Source organism: Actinomyces sp. HMT897 (assembly GCF_016626125.1).
Classification (GTDB): Bacteria; Actinomycetota; Actinomycetes; order Actinomycetales; family Actinomycetaceae; genus Actinomyces.
Genome location: NZ_CP067336.1, coordinates 3,007,301 through 3,022,786, shown reverse-complemented (window position 1 = coordinate 3,022,786; position 15,486 = coordinate 3,007,301). Strand labels below are relative to the sequence as shown.

The 15,486-nt window shown below is 72.7% G+C and carries 12 protein-coding genes; 3 read left to right on the top strand and 9 right to left on the bottom strand.

Translation table 11 applies throughout. From position 1 onward, the window contains the following. Positions 1-194: 194 nt before the first annotated feature. From JJJ15_RS11720 to JJJ15_RS11710, 3 genes are all read right to left on the bottom strand, one after another. Positions 195-1,151 (bottom strand): GNAT family N-acetyltransferase, encoded by a 957-nt coding sequence (locus JJJ15_RS11720; protein WP_246742060.1) that lies wholly within the window; start codon positions 1,149-1,151, stop codon positions 195-197. Between the two features lie 62 nt (positions 1,152-1,213). Next, entirely contained in the window at positions 1,214-2,392 is a 1,179-nt protein-coding gene (gene ispG, locus JJJ15_RS11715) for a flavodoxin-dependent (E)-4-hydroxy-3-methylbut-2-enyl-diphosphate synthase (protein WP_106108802.1), read from the bottom strand. Positions 2,393-2,409: 17 nt separating this feature from the next. Beyond that, positions 2,410-2,970, bottom strand: a complete 561-nt coding sequence (locus tag JJJ15_RS11710) for a hypothetical protein (protein WP_200510861.1) — start codon at positions 2,968-2,970, stop codon at positions 2,410-2,412. Positions 2,971-3,213: 243 nt separating this feature from the next. Here JJJ15_RS11710 and JJJ15_RS11705 point away from each other — a divergent pair, with 243 nt between their 5' ends. After that, positions 3,214-5,580 (top strand): glycogen/starch/alpha-glucan phosphorylase, encoded by a 2,367-nt coding sequence (locus tag JJJ15_RS11705; RefSeq protein ID WP_200510860.1) that lies wholly within the window; start codon positions 3,214-3,216, stop codon positions 5,578-5,580. Between the two features lie 229 nt (positions 5,581-5,809). Here JJJ15_RS11705 and JJJ15_RS11700 read toward each other — a convergent pair whose 3' ends face one another. From JJJ15_RS11700 to JJJ15_RS11690, 3 genes are all read right to left on the bottom strand, one after another. Next, positions 5,810-6,745: a tetratricopeptide repeat protein gene (locus JJJ15_RS11700; protein ID WP_200510859.1), complete on the bottom strand. Its 936-nt coding sequence runs from the start codon at positions 6,743-6,745 to the stop codon at positions 5,810-5,812. Positions 6,746-6,857: 112 nt separating this feature from the next. Beyond that, positions 6,858-7,865, bottom strand: a complete 1,008-nt coding sequence (locus JJJ15_RS11695) for a twin-arginine translocation signal domain-containing protein (protein WP_200510858.1) — start codon at positions 7,863-7,865, stop codon at positions 6,858-6,860. Further along, a complete protein-coding gene (locus JJJ15_RS11690) occupies positions 7,862-9,517 on the bottom strand; it encodes a hypothetical protein (RefSeq protein ID WP_200510857.1) in 1,656 nt (551 codons plus the stop codon). The genes JJJ15_RS11695 and JJJ15_RS11690 overlap by 4 nt, the downstream gene beginning before the upstream one ends. A 252-nt stretch (positions 9,518-9,769) precedes the next feature. On the opposite strand from JJJ15_RS11690, the gene JJJ15_RS11685 reads away from it, so the two are divergent. Next, positions 9,770-11,239 (top strand): DivIVA domain-containing protein, encoded by a 1,470-nt coding sequence (locus JJJ15_RS11685; protein WP_200510856.1) that lies wholly within the window; start codon positions 9,770-9,772, stop codon positions 11,237-11,239. Between the two features lie 69 nt (positions 11,240-11,308). Here the strand turns inward: JJJ15_RS11685 and JJJ15_RS11680 are convergent, their stop codons facing one another. The 3 genes from JJJ15_RS11680 to JJJ15_RS11670 all read right to left on the bottom strand — a co-directional run bounded on the left by JJJ15_RS11680 (position 11,309) and on the right by JJJ15_RS11670 (position 13,213). Next, positions 11,309-11,674 (bottom strand): GntR family transcriptional regulator, encoded by a 366-nt coding sequence (locus tag JJJ15_RS11680; RefSeq protein WP_200510855.1) that lies wholly within the window; start codon positions 11,672-11,674, stop codon positions 11,309-11,311. 141 nt (positions 11,675-11,815) lie between these two features. After that, on the bottom strand, positions 11,816-12,106 hold the full coding sequence (locus JJJ15_RS11675; RefSeq protein ID WP_246742059.1) for a hypothetical protein: 291 nt from the start codon (positions 12,104-12,106) through the stop codon (positions 11,816-11,818). A gap of 120 nt (positions 12,107-12,226) precedes the next feature. Continuing rightward, the gene (locus tag JJJ15_RS11670; RefSeq protein ID WP_200510854.1) at positions 12,227-13,213 is read right to left on the bottom strand and encodes a malate dehydrogenase; all 987 of its coding nucleotides are present in this window, start codon (positions 13,211-13,213) and stop codon (positions 12,227-12,229) included. 233 nt (positions 13,214-13,446) lie between these two features. Between JJJ15_RS11670 and JJJ15_RS11665 the strand changes: the two genes are divergently transcribed. Next, positions 13,447-15,486 (top strand): ABC transporter ATP-binding protein, encoded by a 2,040-nt coding sequence (locus tag JJJ15_RS11665; protein WP_200510853.1) that lies wholly within the window; start codon positions 13,447-13,449, stop codon positions 15,484-15,486.

The following is a 15,486-nucleotide window of genomic DNA, read 5'->3' as shown; positions in this document are numbered from 1 at the left end:
GGCGGGTAAGGGGCCCGTCCGGTGCCCGGGCCAGGGCGTGCGGGGCCTTATAGGCGCGCCCGGGCCAGGGGTGAGGTCGATGACGGTGGTGGGCCCGGTGGAGCACGGGCGCGCCTAGGCCAGGGCCCCGGAGGGCCTGCGGCCTGGACGCCGTCTCCACCCCCGGGCCAGACCCCGGAGGGCGCGTGGGGGCCTTACAGCAGGATCGTGGCGAAGGTGCCGTGCCGGGTGAACCCCAGGGACCGGTACAGCCCCAGGGCCGGGGCGTTGAAGTCGTTGGCGTACAGGCTCACCACCCCGTCAGGCCCCACGTGGTCGGCGCGCACCGCGTCCACCACCGCCGCCAGGGCCACCGTCCCAATACCCCGCCCACGCAGGTCCGGCCGGGTCCACACCCCGGTGAGCTGGGCCACGGCCCCGGAGGGCGAGCGCCACAGGCTGCCCACGTCGGCCTTGAAGGCCACCGCGGCAGGGTCCCCCGGGACCGCGGGGCCGCCCTGGCCGTCGTCAAGCAGGACGTAGCCGCGTCCGCTGCCCACGAGCCAGGAGATGTGCCGGGCGAAGGCACGGCCCGAGCAGGCCGGGTCGTAGCCGACCTCCTCGCGGAACATGGCGGCGGCGGCGGGCTGGACCAGGGCGTCCTCAGCCGGGACCGCGGCCCGGGTCCCCGCCCCGACCCACCCCAGGTGGGGCCGACGCCGCAGCTGGGCGGCCAGGAGCCCCTCGGCGGCACGGGGCGCCAGGAGGAGCGGCTGGTTCCAGCGGGCCTCACGGGCCGTCAGGCCCGCCTCGGACAGCGGCCCCCAGACGGCCTCGACGTCCCTCCGCGGGCCGGAGACCGCACCCCGCCGCACCATGCGGCCCCGGGCGTGGTCAGCCAGGGCCCGTACGTCCTGCGGGTCGGCGCCGGCGTGCCCGAGGCCGGGGCGGGGGGCCAGGCCGTAGACCATGAGGGAGCCGGTGGCCCACGCCCCGGCGGTGGGGGCGTCCAGGGTGCCGGTCACCACGACGTCCCCCCGGCCCCACCTCTCCCAGCGGGTGAGCTGGTGGGCCAGGGAGACCCCCTCGACGGGGTCGAGGGCGCACAGACGCACCAGGCCCTCACGCCGGTCGGGCGGGACGGCGGTAATGCGGCGGTTGCGTCGGAGCACGGGGGCGGTCCTAGGCGCCGGGAGGGGACGTGGGCTCCCGCCCCCGTCGGCCACCGTCTGCCTCAGACGGGCACGACCTGCGGACGGGTGCCCTCCAGGGCCTCCTCGCCGAGCTCGTCCCTCATCTGGTCGGCCATCTCCCGGGCGTGCCGCAGGAGGGTCTCGACCACCTGGCTCTCCGGGACGGTCTCCACCACCTTGCCCGCCACGAAGATCTGGCCCTTGCCGTTGCCCGAGGCGCAGCCCAGGTCGGCCTCCCGGGCCTCACCGGGGCCGTTGACGACGCACCCCATGACGGCCACGCGCAGGGGGGCGGTAATGTCCTTGAGCCCGTCCTCGACGGACTCCGCCAGGGTCCACACGTCCACCTGGGCGCGCCCGCACGAGGGGCAGGAGACGATCTCCAGCTTGCGCTCGCGCAGGCCCATGAACTCCAGGAGCTTGGTGCCGACCTTGACCTCCTCCACCGGTGGGGCGGACAGGGACACGCGGATGGTGTCGCCGATCCCCTCGGCCAGGAGGGTGCCGAAGGCCGCCGCGGACTTGATGGTGCCCTGGAAGGCGGGGCCGGCCTCGGTGACCCCCAGGTGCAGGGGCCAGTCGCCCTTCTCGCTCAGGAGCCGGTAGGCCTGGACCATGGTGACCACGTCGTGGTGCTTGACGGAGATCTTGAAGTCGTGGAAGTCGTTCTCCTCGAACAGGCCGGCCTCCCAGGTGGCGGACTCCACCAGGGCCTCGGGAGTGGCCTTGCCGTACTTCTTGAGCAGGCGCCGGTCCAGGGAGCCGGCGTTGACGCCGATGCGCAGGGAGACCCCGTGGTCGGAGGCGGCCTTGCAGATGGCGGCGACCTGGTCGTCGAACTTGCGGATATTGCCGGGGTTGACGCGCACCGCCCCGCAGCCGGCCTTAATGGCGGCGAAGACGTACTTGGGGTTGAAGTGGATGTCGGCGATCACCGGGATGCGCGACTGCTTGGCAATGACCGGCAGGGCGGCGGCGTCCTTGTCCGTGGGGCAGGCCACGCGCACGATGTCGCAGCCGGCGGCGGTGAGCTCGGCGATCTGCTGGAGGGTGGAGCCGATGTCGTGGGTCTTGGTGGTGGTCATGGACTGAACGGAGACGGGGGCCCCGCCCCCTACGGCCACGTCACCGACCTGGATGCGGCGGGTGGGCCGGCGTTCTCCGAGGACGGGGCGGACTTCACGGACGGCAGGGATACCAAGGGAGATCGTGTCAGTCACGCCGCCCAGTATGGCACCTACCCCCGGGCGTCTCGCGGCGGGAGACGCCCGGGGGCTGTGGTGTGGCTCCCGTGGCGGACCGCCAGGACCAGCCCGGTGACGGCCGCCACCAGGCACCCCGCCAGGCAGACGGCGCTGAGGATGAGGGCGGCAAAGGCGATGCCGTCGCTCACGGAGGCGCTCAGCCCGGCCCAGCCCAGGACCGAGGGGGTCGCACCGGCGTCGGAGGCGTCGGGCATGGCCAGGCACAGGACGAAGAAGGAGACGACGTAGACCAGGTAGAAGGCGCCGGTGACCGCCCCCATGGCGTCGCAGCCCACCCGGCGGGCCCGGGCCCGGGTCAGGACGAGGATGAGCCCGTGGGCGCACAGCAGGAAGGGGAGCATATAGAACAGCGCGAACAGGGTCATCCACCCCCCGGAGCCCAGGAGCATGCGCCCAAAGGAAGGCATGAGCGGCCAGATAACCAGCAGCGGGATCTGGCAGCGGTAGCAGTCCCGGAGCCAGCCAGGCACGGGCCGGGAGGCCAGGGCAGGCCCGGCCGGATCCGGGCGGGCGGATACAGGCACCTGACTCATGACCCCACTCTACAGGCGGGCGCCTTTAGGACAGGGGCCGGCGCACCCGCCCCCACCAGGAGCCAGCTGGCCGCTGTCGGCATGCGGGCCCCGAGAACAGCCGGTACGCTGAGGAACGACTCGCAGGGGTGCGCGTCTGGGCCCCGCAGCCCATGCCTGTGCCCTCCTGGTGACGCACGTTGTTTCAGCCGTTGCTCAGTTCCTTGGCAACCGGCCACCGCATAACCGACAAAGGAAGCAAGTATGACGCAGAACCTGGTGACGACCGTCCCCTCCGCGGTGCGGTCCGTCTCTGGTCACCCCGCCGAGGCCTCGACCCAGATGGAGGTCTGGCAGGGCCTGTCCGCCGCCGTCGTGGACGCCATCGCGGACAACTGGTACACCACCGACCAGCGCTACCGCGCCGGCCGCATGGAGCACTACTTCTCCGCCGAGTTCCTCATGGGACGTGCCCTGCTCAACAACCTCACCAACCTGGGCCTGGTCCGGCAGGCCCAGGAGGCCGTGGGCGCCTTCGGCCAGAACCTCTCCGAGATCCTGGAGCAGGAGCCCGACGCCGCCCTGGGCAACGGGGGCCTGGGACGCCTGGCCGCCTGTTTCCTGGACTCCTGCGCCACCCTGGACCTGCCGGTGGCCGGCTACGGCATCCTGTACCGCTACGGGCTGTTCAAGCAGCTCTTCTCCGACGGCTTCCAGACCGAGCACCCCGACCCCTGGATGGAGGAGGGCTACCCCTTTGTCATCCGTCGTGAGGAGGCCCAGCGCATTGTCACCTACAACGACCTGACCGTGCGCGCCATCCCCTACGACATGCCCATTACCGGCTACGGCACCAGGAACGTGAACACGCTGCGCCTGTGGCGGGCGGAGCCGATGGAGGAGTTCGACTACGACGCCTTCAACTCCCAGCGCTTCACCGACGCCATTGTGGAGCGTGAGCGCACCGCCGACATCTCCCGCGTCCTGTACCCCAACGACACCACCTACGAGGGCAAGGTCCTGCGGGTGCGCCAGCAGTACTTCTTCTGCTCCGCCTCCCTGCAGGAGATCGTGGAGAACTACGTGACCCACCACGGGGACGACCTGAGCGGGTTCGCCGACTTCAACTCCGTCCAGCTCAACGACACCCACCCGGTCCTGGCCATCCCCGAGCTCATGCGCCTGCTCATCGACGAGCACCACCTGGGCTGGGACGCCGCCTGGGACGTGGTGAGCCACACCTTCGCCTACACCAACCACACGGTGCTGGCCGAGGCCCTGGAGACCTGGGAGATCTCCATCTTCGAGCGCCTCTTCCCGCGCATCCTGGAGATCGTCTACGAGATCGACCGCCGCTTCCGCGCCGAGCTCGCCGGACGCGGCGTGGACCAGGGCACCATCGACTACATCGCCCCGGTCTCCGGCGGCAAGGTCCACATGGCGTGGATCGCCTGCTACGCCTCCTACTCCATCAACGGCGTGGCCGCCCTCCACACCGAGATCCTCAAGCGCGAGACCCTGGCCCCCTGGCACGCCATCTGGCCCGAGCGCTTCAACAACAAGACCAACGGCGTCACCCCGCGCCGCTGGCTGCGCCAGTGCAACCCGCGCCTGTCCGCCCTGCTGGACGAGGTCACCGGCTCGGACGCCTGGGTCAAGGACCTGTCCGTCCTGGGCGACTACACCGACGCCGCCACCGACGCCGTCCTGGACCGCCTGGCCGAGGTCAAGCACGCCAACAAGGTGGACTTCGCCGCCTGGGTCAGAACGCGCGAGGGGGTCGAGATCGACCCCGACGCCATCTTCGACGTCCAGATCAAGCGCCTCCACGAGTACAAGCGCCAGCTGCTCAACGCGATCTACATCCTGGACCTCTACTTCCGCATGAAGCAGGACCCCTCCCTGGTGGTCCCGCCGCGGGTCTTCATCTTCGGCGCCAAGGCCGCCTCCGGGTACATCCGCGCCAAGGGCATCATTAAGCTCATTAACACTATTGCCAAGCTGGTCAACAACGACCCGGTGGTCTCCCGCACCCTCAAGGTCGTCTTCGTTCACAACTACAATGTCTCGTCTGCCGAGCACATTATCCCGGCCGCCGACGTCTCCGAGCAGATCTCCACGGCCGGCAAGGAGGCGTCGGGCACCTCCAATATGAAGTTCATGATGAACGGCGCCCTGACCCTGGGCACGCTCGACGGCGCCAACGTGGAGATCCTCGACGCCGTCGGGGCGGACAACGCCTACATCTTCGGCGCCACCGAGGAGGAGCTGCCCGCCCTGCGGGCGAGCTACAACCCGGTGTGGCACTACGAGAACGTGCCCGGCCTCAAGCGGGCCCTGGACGCCCTCACCGACGGCACCCTGGACGACAACGGCTCGGGCTGGTTCGCCGACCTGCGTCGCAGCCTCCTGGAGCCCTCCTACGAGCCCGCCGACGTCTACTACGTCCTGGGCGACTTCAGCGCCTACCGCGAGACTAAGGACGCCATGGCCGCCGACTACGCCGACACCCGCGCCTGGCAGCGCCGGGTCTGGGTGAACATCACCCGCTCGGGACGCTTCTCCTCGGACCGCACCATTAGCGACTACGCCCGCGAGGTCTGGAGGATCGACCCCGAGCCGATCGCCTGAGCCGACTACCGGACACCCTGCCGTCGGCGCCCCTGGCAGGGGCCCGGCGCCCCTGCCAGCGTGGCGGGGGCGCCGGGCCCTAGTGAGGTGCCGGGCCCCACACCCGTGCACCCGTGAGCCCCTGCCGTGAGAACGGTACTTATTCCTCGCGAGAACGGTACTTGTTCGTCGTGAGAACGGTACTTGTTCCTCGTGAGAACGGGCCCGGCACCCGTGAGGCCCGAGAGCCTCAGTACAGCATGGTGGCGAGCTGGCGCCGGGCCCGGGCCACCCGGGGGCTGGTGGTGCCGACCAGGGCGAAGATCTCCAGCAGCCGCAGGCGGGCCCGCTCACGCTCGTCACCCTGGTGGGAGCGCACCGCCTCCAGGGCACGTCCCAGGGCCGCGTCAACGTCCCCCAGGGCCAGGGCGGCGTCGGCCCCGGCCAGGGCCGCCTCCACGTCGGCGGGGTCGGCGTCGGCAGCCGCCAGGAGGGCGTGGGGGTCCTGGCCGTCCAGGCGGGCCATGAGTCGTACCTGGTCGCGGGCGACCTGCAGGGACTCGTTGGTGGGGTCCTGGGCGATGGCGTGCTTGTAGACCTCCTCGGCGGCGGCGTAGTCACCCCGCTCCACGGCCTCACGCGCCTGACGCTCCACCTCGGTCTCCTCCGGCTCCCGGGCCGCCTCGGCGTCCCCGTCCAGGGCCAGGTGGCCGTTGACGCCGTGGGAGGCCGCGACCTGGAGGACCCGGTCGAGCAGCCCGCGCAGCTGGGTCTCCTCAACCGTCCCCTGGAAGACAGGCAGGGGCTGGCCCGACACGAGGGCCAGGGCGCAGGGCACGGCGGTGGCCTGGAGGGCCTGGGCCACCTCCGGTGCGGCGTCCACGTCCACCAGCCCCAGCTCAAAGCGGCCCGCGTAGTCCTGGACCAGACGCTCCGCGAGCGCGGCCACCTTCGTGGAGGGCTCCGAGCGCCGGGTGTAGAGCACCAGGACGACCGGGACCTGGGTAGAGACCTCGGCCACGTCCCGCAGGTTCCCCGCCGTGACGTCCACGACCAGGGGCGCGGGGACGCCCCCGTCCGGGGGCCGGTGGGAGGCGGCAGGTGCCGCGGAGGGTGCGTCCGGGGCCCCGGACGCACCTGCCTTGGGAGCGAGGGTGGACAGGTCAACGGCACCGAACATGCTCATAGGTCTTCTCTCTGCGGTGGTTTGTCAGGGGTTGCGCACGCCGCCCGGCCGCACCGGGTGGGCGGGCACGCCGAATGGCCGGACAGCCGGGTGGCCGGGTGGCCGGGCGCGCTCAGCCCGGCGAGGTGGAGTCGTCGCGGGTCGCTGAGGCCAGGACCAGGTCGCCGCCCAGGGCCGACGCCGTCTTGCCGGAGCCCTGGGCCGGGACCGAGAAGGCGATCATGACGTCGGTGGTGATGGTGACCGAGCCGCGTACAGCGGGGTCGCCCAGGAGGCTGGCGGCGGAGCCGGCCACATTGAGCGTCCCGCCCGCCACCGTCCGGCTGTAGACGGTGTTGAAGCTGAGCGTGGTCACCACGATCGCCCCGCCGTCAGTGGTGCGCACGCCCCGGAAGCCGTCGGTGCCCGCGCTCGCGGTGACCGTGATGCTGCCTGCCGCGGTGACGTCCACGGCCCGGTCGGCCGCCACGCGCTGGCGCACGGGGTCGTCGGTGAAGGCCTTGCCGTTGGCGCCGTTGGGGTCGTTGAGCGCGTCCACGTAGGAGGCCAGGACCTCAGCGGGGGTGGCGACCAGCCCGGTGGAGTCGGCGTCGATCTGCTCGCTCCCCTTGAGGGCCGTGGCGGTCGCGGGCACCTTGGCCCCGGCGAACAGGCGGATCCAGGCCCACATCCTCATATTGTCGCGGGCTGTGCCCTGGTCGAGGACGTAGAGGTAGGGCACCCCGATGGAGGGGTCCTTCTCCGTGATCGTCATGGCGGTGCGGGGGAAGTCCTTGGTCAGGCCCACCGCACCGGCCTGGGTGGTGTCGGGCAGGACGTGGACCAGGGAGTCGTCGCCCACCGCGGTGGCGACCGCGTACTCCTTCTGGCGGACCCGCTCGGCCGGGCCGGTGAGGTAGCTGGCCAGGGCGTTGGCGTCCTTGGAGGCGTCGGCCTGCTTAATGCCCTGGTGGATCCGGGTCAGGGCCTCGGTGAGGCGGTCGGAGTCCAGCACCGGCAGGGGCGTGGAGGTGCCGGTGGCGGTGGGCACGCTAGGGACGTCCTGGGAGCAGGCGGCCAGCGTGGTGGCCAGCGCTGCCGCTCCCGCGCCTGCGAGGAAGGACCGGCGGGACGTCATCATGCGTTCTCCTCGTCGTGACGACGGCCCCGCGGCTGGGTGTCCCAGGGCCTGGTGCTGGCCTCCCCGTTACCGGACGGCGAGTCCGCCACGGGGTGGAAGGTAGCCGTCTCCTGGCCCACGTCCTGGGCGGGAGGCTGGGCCCCGTACTCCTGGGCCCCGTAGCCCTCCTGGGGCTCGTAGCCGCCGTAGGTGACGGCGTCGTCCACGGGGTGGAAGGTAGCCGTCTCCTGGCCCACGTCCTGGGCAGGGGGCTGGGCCCCGTAGCCCTCCTGGGGCTCGTAGCCGCCGTAGGTGACGGCGTCGTCCACGGGGTGGAAGGTAGCCGTCTCCTGGCCCACGTCCTGGGCAGGGGGCTGGGCCCCGTAGCCCTCCTGGGGCTCGTAGCCGCCGTAGGTGACGGCGTCGTCCACGGGGTGGAAGGTAGCCGTCTCCTGGCCCGCGTCCTGGGCAGGGGGCTGGGCCCCGTAGCCCTCCTGGGGCTCGTAGCCGCCGTAGGTGACGGCGTCGTCCACGGGGTGGAAGGTAGCCGTCTCCTGGCCCGCGTCCTGGGCGGGAGGCTGGGCCCCGTAGCCCTCCTGGGGCTCGTAGTCACCGTAGGCCGCGGTGTCGGCAGCGGCGTCGGAGGCGACCGCCTCGTCGGCCTGCGGGATGGTCGGCACCTCCTGGCCGCCGACGTAGACCTTCCTGGTGCGCGGATCCATCCACTCCTCGCCCGCGGCCTCCGCACGCGCCTTCTCCCTGAGCTCCCGGCGGGTCAGGGCGCGGTTGGGGTCGTCCACCCGGGGCAGGGCGGCCGTGCTCACCCCGTCGGCGGCGGCAATGCGGGCGGCCCGCTCGGCGGCCCGGGCCCGCCGCCGGGCCTCGGCGTGACGGGTCTGGACGTCGACGAGGAACCCGAAGACACCCAGGAGGATGAGCAGGGCGCCCACCACCAGGCCCGGGATGAGCCACGGGGTCGAGACGTTGCGCGGCCAGGACAGGGCCACCTTCGGGGCGGCGGAGGAGCCGTCGGTGGACACCAGCGCCACGAGGTCGGAGTCGGTGGCGTCCAGGCTCAGGGTGGTCTGGCCGGTGTCGGAGGCACTGGTCACCCACAGGTCCGAGCCGGTGGGGTCGGCGCCGGAGTTGCGCAGCGTCGTACAGCCGTTCTCGTCAACGGCCGGTGGCTGGGCGGTGGCGGTACCCGACGCCGTGGCGTCCGCCCCTGGCGTGGCGGAGGGGCTGGGGGTGGCGGACGGGGCTGCCGTCTGCCCGGCGGTGGCCCCCTCGGTGGCCTCAGGAGCGGGTGTGGCACTGGTCTCAGGGGTCTCGCAGCGCTGGGTGACCTCCGTGGAGGTCAGGGCGGTCCAGTCGCTCAGGCCGGTCACCGACAGGTAGGGGTCCTGGGCGAGCCAGGCCTGCACGTCGGCCGAGTGGCCGATGACGATGCTGGCCTTCTCGTCGGGGTTGACCGCGGTGGCGGTGATGGTCACGTCGGAGTCCACCAGGCCCAGGACCCCGGGCTGGGTGACGACGTAGTGGAGCTCGGTCGTACCTGGCAGGGTGGCCTGCGCCGTGGAGCTCGGACGCCACACTGTGGCAGAGCAGACGGCCAGCGCCACCACCAGCAGTCCGAGAACGGCGGTCAGCGCGGTCATGAGACGTCGGTTCACGACGTGGATCTCCTAGCGTTGCGGGCATCGACGGCACCGGACGGGGCGATCGCCTCCTGCCGCGGGTACCGCGCCCCAGGATCCCACGCCGTTCCCCGGCGGTGCAGCCACCTCGGGCAAGATCACACCTGCCTGCGCCCTCAGCGGACGCCCCCGACCCGGCGTGTCCCCGATCGTGGCTACCCCCGGGCAGCGGACACCGATACCCTTGGAGCGAACAGGACGGACGAGCCTGACCGGGAGGAGACCAGAGTGGTTGAGGATCACACGGAGTTCGCCATCGCGATGCGCGGCTACGACCGTACGCAGGTGGACCAGAAGCTGGAGAAACTAAACCGCCAACTCAACGACGCACGTCGTGAGGTAGCGAGCCTGGACCAGCGGGCCATGATGCTCGCCGGGGAGCTGGCTGAGGCCCAGAAGCGTCTGCGGGAGGCCGACAAGCCCTCCTACGCGGGCCTGGGCTCCCGCATTGAGCAGCTCCTGCGCAGCGCCGAGGAGCAGAGCGCCTCGATCGTGTCCAAGGCGAACGCTGAGGCCGACGCGATCCTGACCCGGACGCGCACCAACGCCCAGCGACTGAGCGAGCGCTCGGGATCGGAGGCGGCGACCCTCGTGGCCGACGCCCGTCGCGAGGCCGCCGAGCTGACCGCCCGCACCCAGGCCGAGGCCTCGACCACCCTGGCCAACGCCGAGGCGCGCAGCAAGGAGATGGTCTCCACGGCCGAGCGCAAGGCCGCCGAGGTCACCGGCGACGCCGACGCGGCCGCCACCGAGATGCGTTCCACCGCCGAGCGCGAGGCCGCCCTGGTGCTGACCCAGGCCAAGAAGCAGGCCGCCGAGCTGGTGGTCTCCGCCGAGCAGGAGGCCGCGGCCACGCGGGACGCGGCCGTGACCGAGGCCGAGGAGCTGCGCCGCTCCAGCACCTCCCAGGCCGAGTCCGTCCGCTCCACCGCCCAGCAGGAGGCCGACACCACCCTGGAGCGGGCCCGTACGGAGGCGGAGACCCTCCTGTCGGAGGCGCGTCGTGAGGCGGAGACCCTGCGACGCTCGGCCTCCCAGGAGGCCGCCGCCGCCCGGGCCGAGGCCGCCGAGCTGCGCCAGCAGACGACCCTGGAGGTCGCGGCCGCCCACGAGGCCGCCGCCCGTGAGGACGCCGAGGCCCACGAGGCCGCCCGGGCCCGTATCGCCGAGATGACCGAGCAGGCCCACGCCCAGGCCGCCGAGGCCGAGGCGCGCCTGGAGGAGGCGCTGGCCCGGGCCGAGCGGGTACGCAGCCGCACCGACGACGAGATCCGGGGGCGCCAGGAGGAGGCCACCGCCCAGGCGGAGCAGCTCCTGAGCCAGGCCCGGGCCGAGGCCGCCGAGATCGTGGAGGACGCCCGCAGCGACGCCGCGGCGCAGGTCGGTGCCGCCACCCGCCAGGTGGCTGAGCTGGAGCGCCAGCGCGACTCCGTGACCACCTACCTGGAGGAGATGCGCGGGGTGCTCGGCGGCGTCCTGCCGCAGGCGCCCGCGTCCCGCAGCCAGCAGCAGAGCGAGGCGGAGGAGCCGGCGTCCCCCGCCTCCGCACCGTCCCCCGCCCCGGCGGGTGACAGCGAGACCGCCACGACCGAGATCGAGGTCGTCCCCACCACCACCACCGCCTCAGGGCCCAGGAAGTCCACCAGCCCCCGGAAGCCTGCGGGCAGCAAGAAGCCAGCTGGAGCCAGGGGCCGCTGAGCGTCCTGGCGCCCCGCCTCCCTAGCTCCCTAGTTCCCGTATCCCCGCGCCTGCGGGCAACCCCACGAGCTACCCGGCCCAGGTCCTCTCCACGAGGGCCTGGGCCTCTTCCTTGCTCACGCCCAGGTTCCTCATCGTGGTCACGAACCGCAGCACCTCACGCTGGCGCACCGTGCCGGAGGTGTCCACCACAAAGGTCCCCTGGCGTCCCCGGCCCTCGACGATCCCCTCGGTCTCGAGCTCGCGGTAGGCCTTGGCCACCGTGTTGACGGCGACGTCGAGGTCGGCGGCCAGGGCCCGGGTCGTGGGCAGCCGCTGCCCGGGCAGGAGCCTGCCCACCTCCACCTCGCGGCGGATCGCGGCGCAGATCTGGGCGAAGACGGGCTCAGGGGAGGAGGAGTCGAGTACCACACGAGGGCGGGTGGGGATGGGCATGGCCCCCAGTCTGTCGCATCCGGGCGCCGTCGTCACGGCCAGAAACGAATCCGGGTGACCTTCTCCGGCCCCCGGCCCCGCACCGGGAGGGCCCGGACCCCTGGTCCGCCGGGGTCGGCGGCACCCGGACCCGCGCGGAGCTCACCACAGACGGCGCTCCCAGCAGGAGGTGTGCCAGTGCCGACGCTCCTCCAGGCCCCGGTCGGCCCCGAAGAGGGACTCGTTGGACCAGGCCACCAGGTGCGGCGTACCGGCCGGGATGGTGCGGTGGCAGCCGGGACAGGTGTAGTCCTTGTCCCCGCCACGCAGGCGGCGCACGGTGAAGTCGGCCCCGCCCGGGCCGGTCTGGGTGCGGGGCATGGAGGCCAGGCGCCCCATGTCCAGGGGGACGTGGCCCCGACCGTAGGGACGCTTGGAGCTGCGACGTGCCATGGGCTGATCTCAGCACACCGGGCGCCTCCTGCCCAGCCACCTCACGGGGCGGGGCGGGAGGCGCCCAGGTGCACGACGGCGTATACCAGGGCGTCGTCTCATCGGCGCCCGGGCGCCGGGTCAGATGAGGCCCAGACCGGCCACGGCGCGCTTCTCCTCCAGGAGCTCGGCGGCGGAGGCGTCAATGCGGGCGCGGGAGAAGGCGTCGACCTCCAGGCCCTGGACGATCTTCCACTCGCCGTTGTCCGAGGTGCAGGGGAAGGAGGAGATGACGCCCTCGGGGACGCCGTAGGAGCCGTCGGACATGACCGCGGCCGAGGTCCAGGCCCCGGAGGTGCCCAGGACCCAGTCGTGGACGTGGTCAATGGCGGCCGAGGCGGCCGAGGCGGCCGAGGACGCCCCGCGGGCGGCGATAATGGCGGCACCGCGCTTGGCCACCGTGGGGATGAAGTCGTCCTCCACCCAGGCGCGGTCGGCGAGGATCTCGGTAATGGGCTCGCCCTTGACGGTGGCCTGGGTCAGGTCGGGGTACTGGGTGGAGGAGTGGTTGCCCCAGATGGTGACCCTGTCCACGTCGCTGACGTGGACCCCGGCCCGGGCGGCCAGCTGGGCGAGGGCGCGGTTGTGGTCCAGGCGGGTCATGGCGGTGAAGCGGGATGCCGGGATGCCGGGGGCGTGGGAGGCGGCGATAAGGGCGTTGGTGTTGGCGGGGTTGCCCACCACCAGGACCTTGATGTCGTCGGCGGCGCCGGCGGCCAGGGCCTCGCCCTGGGGGCCGAAGATGCCGCCGTTGGCCGCCAGCAGGTCGCTGCGCTCCATGCCGGCCTTACGGGGCATGGAGCCCACGAGGAAGGCGATGTTGGCGCCCTCGAACGCGGCCTTGGGGTCGTCGAAGATGTCCACGCTGCCCAGGGTCGGGAAGGCGGCGTCGAAGAGCTCCATGGCGGTGCCCTCGGCGGCCTTGACGGCCGGGGGGATCTCCAGCAGGCGCAGGTTGACACGCTGGTCCGCTCCGAGCAGGGCGCCGGAGGCGATACGGAACAGCAGCGCATAGCCGATATTGCCAGCGGCACCGGTGACAGCGACATTGACGGGGGCGTTAGCCATCAAGGACTCCTTACAGGACGTTCGGTGTGGCCGCGCTGGGCGCAGCCCTACGGGGCAAGCCTATGCCGCCGGCAACGCCACCTCTACCAGCCCACCTGGGCGCACACCGTTTGCTGACGAGCGGTCAGTTCACTATGATCCCAAAGGAAGGTACTCCTAAGTCCTTGCCGCTCCTTCGTCCACCGACCGACCAGTATCGTGACCACGCCCCCCTCAACCGGCAAAGGACGCACATGACAGCCTCTAGCGACCCCCGGGACGACGCCACGCACACCCCCCTCCCCCGACGCCGGGGGACGCGCCCGCCCTCCGTCGCCACCCCGGCGGGGAGGCACGCGGGTGTGGCGGCCTTCACCATGACCGCCCTGGCCGCCCTGGCCGAGACCTGGGCGCTGGTGTGCCTGGGGCGTGCCGTGGGCGACCTCCTCACCCCCTCCTCCACCCACCTCGCGGGCCTGCTGGCCCAGGCCGGGGCGGCCGCTACCGCCTGCGCCCTCCTGCAGGCCGCCGTCCAGGCCACCGCCTGGGGCTCGGCGGCCACGCAGGAGGCGGCCCTGCGTCGCCGCGTCCTGGACCACCTCCTCGACCTGGGACCGGCCCACACCACCAGTCAGCGCACCGGGTCCACGGTCAGCCTGCTCACCGACGGCGCCGAGCGGGTGGCCCTGTACCGGCAGACCTTCCTGGCCCCCACCGTCGCGGCCGCCCTGGCCCCTGCCCTGTGCCTGGTCCTGCTGGGGGCCGCGGTCGACCCCGTACCGGCAGCGGTCCTGGGGGCCGCCGTCGTCCTGACCCCGCTGCTCATTGGCCTGGCCCACAGCCGCCTGCGGGCCTCCTCCTCCGACTCCCGACGCGCCCGTATGCGCCTGGCCGCGGAGTACCTCGACGCCATCCAGGGGCTGACCACCCTGACCCTGGCCCGGGCGGCCCGCCGCACCCAGGAGGAGCTGCGCGCCCGCGGGGAGGAGAACCGTCGGGCTGTCATGGGCGTCCTGGCCGGCAACCAGCTCGTCATCCTCATCACCGACTCCCTGTTCTCCCTCTTCCTCATTACCGCCGCCGCCGGGCTCGCCGCCTGGCGGCTGACCTCGGGGGCCGTCGGGGTCGGGGACGCCCTGGCCGTCGTCCTGGTCTCCTACGTGCTCCTGGAGCCGCTTGACCACGTGGGCGCCTTCTTCTACGTGGGTATGGGCGGACTGGCCAACCAGCGGGCCGTCCGTCAGATCCTGGCCACCGACAGGCCCCGCGGCGCGCCCGACGCCCCGAGGGCCCCCGCGGACCCCGGGGCCGCCGTCCGCCTGGACAGTGTGCGGGCCTCCTGGGGGCCTGAGGGTCCCGACGTGCTCCACGGGGTCGACCTCAGGGTCCCCACGGGGCAGCACCTGGCCGTCATCGGCCCCTCCGGGTCGGGCAAGTCCACCCTCATGGCCCTGCTGTCAGGGGACCTCCTGCCCAGCGGCGGGACGGTGCGCGTGGCGGGCACCGCCTCCAGTGCGCGCACCCAGGACCAGGTACGTGCCGCCAGCGCCCTGGTGGCCCAGACCACCTGGCTCTTCACGGGCACGATCGCCCACAACCTGCGTCTGGCGGCCCCGGACGCCACCAGGGAGCAGATGTGGGCGGCCCTGGACACCGTGGGCCTGGACGCGGAGGTACGGCGCATGCCCCAGGGCCTGGACACCGTGCTCGGCGAGCAGGGCCTGGGGCTGTCCGGGGGGCAGGCCCAGCGCCTGTCCCTGGCCCGGGCGATCCTGGCCGACCGCCCCCTGCTGCTCCTGGACGAGCCCACCAGCCAGGTGGACCTGGCCAGCGAGGCCGCCATTGTCGCCGCGATCCCCCGGGCTGCGGCGGGGCGGACCGTGGTGACCGTCTCCCACCGCGACGGAGCCCTGGTGTCCGCCGACCGCCTTATCGAGGTCCGGGACGGGCGGATCCTGGAGCGTACCGACTCCCCCGCTCCCGCGCCCGTCGGGCCCACTGGCTCCCCTGGCTCCTCCAGCCCGGGCCCGGCCGGTCCTACCCCCACCTCGGCTGGGCCCTCCGGCTCCCCTGGCACCACTTCGGCCGGGCCTACTCCACCCGGCCCTGCTCCGGCCAGCTCCCCTGGCGCCGCCCTGGCTGGTCCTGCCCCCACCCCGGCTGGCTCCTCTGCTTCCTCCGGCACCGCCCCGGCTGGGCCCTCCGGCTCCCTCTCGGCCAGCTCCTCTGGCTCCTCCGCCCCGGGCCCGGCGCCTTTCGCGAACCCGGTCCCCGACCCCTCCCAGGAGGCCTGA

Coding starts and splice junctions, on each gene's coding strand:
- JJJ15_RS11710 (WP_200510861.1), bottom strand. CDS start 2,970: ATGAGTCAGGTGCCTGTATCCGCCCGCCCGGATCCGGCCGGGCCTGCC.
- JJJ15_RS11705 (WP_200510860.1), top strand. CDS start 3,214: ATGACGCAGAACCTGGTGACGACCGTCCCCTCCGCGGTGCGGTCCGTC.
- JJJ15_RS11700 (WP_200510859.1), bottom strand. CDS start 6,745: ATGAGCATGTTCGGTGCCGTTGACCTGTCCACCCTCGCTCCCAAGGCA.
- JJJ15_RS11695 (WP_200510858.1), bottom strand. CDS start 7,865: ATGATGACGTCCCGCCGGTCCTTCCTCGCAGGCGCGGGAGCGGCAGCG.
- JJJ15_RS11680 (WP_200510855.1), bottom strand. CDS start 11,674: ATGCCCATCCCCACCCGCCCTCGTGTGGTACTCGACTCCTCCTCCCCT.
- JJJ15_RS11675 (WP_246742059.1), bottom strand. CDS start 12,106: ATGGCACGTCGCAGCTCCAAGCGTCCCTACGGTCGGGGCCACGTCCCC.
- JJJ15_RS11670 (WP_200510854.1), bottom strand. CDS start 13,213: ATGGCTAACGCCCCCGTCAATGTCGCTGTCACCGGTGCCGCTGGCAAT.
- JJJ15_RS11665 (WP_200510853.1), top strand. CDS start 13,447: ATGACAGCCTCTAGCGACCCCCGGGACGACGCCACGCACACCCCCCTC.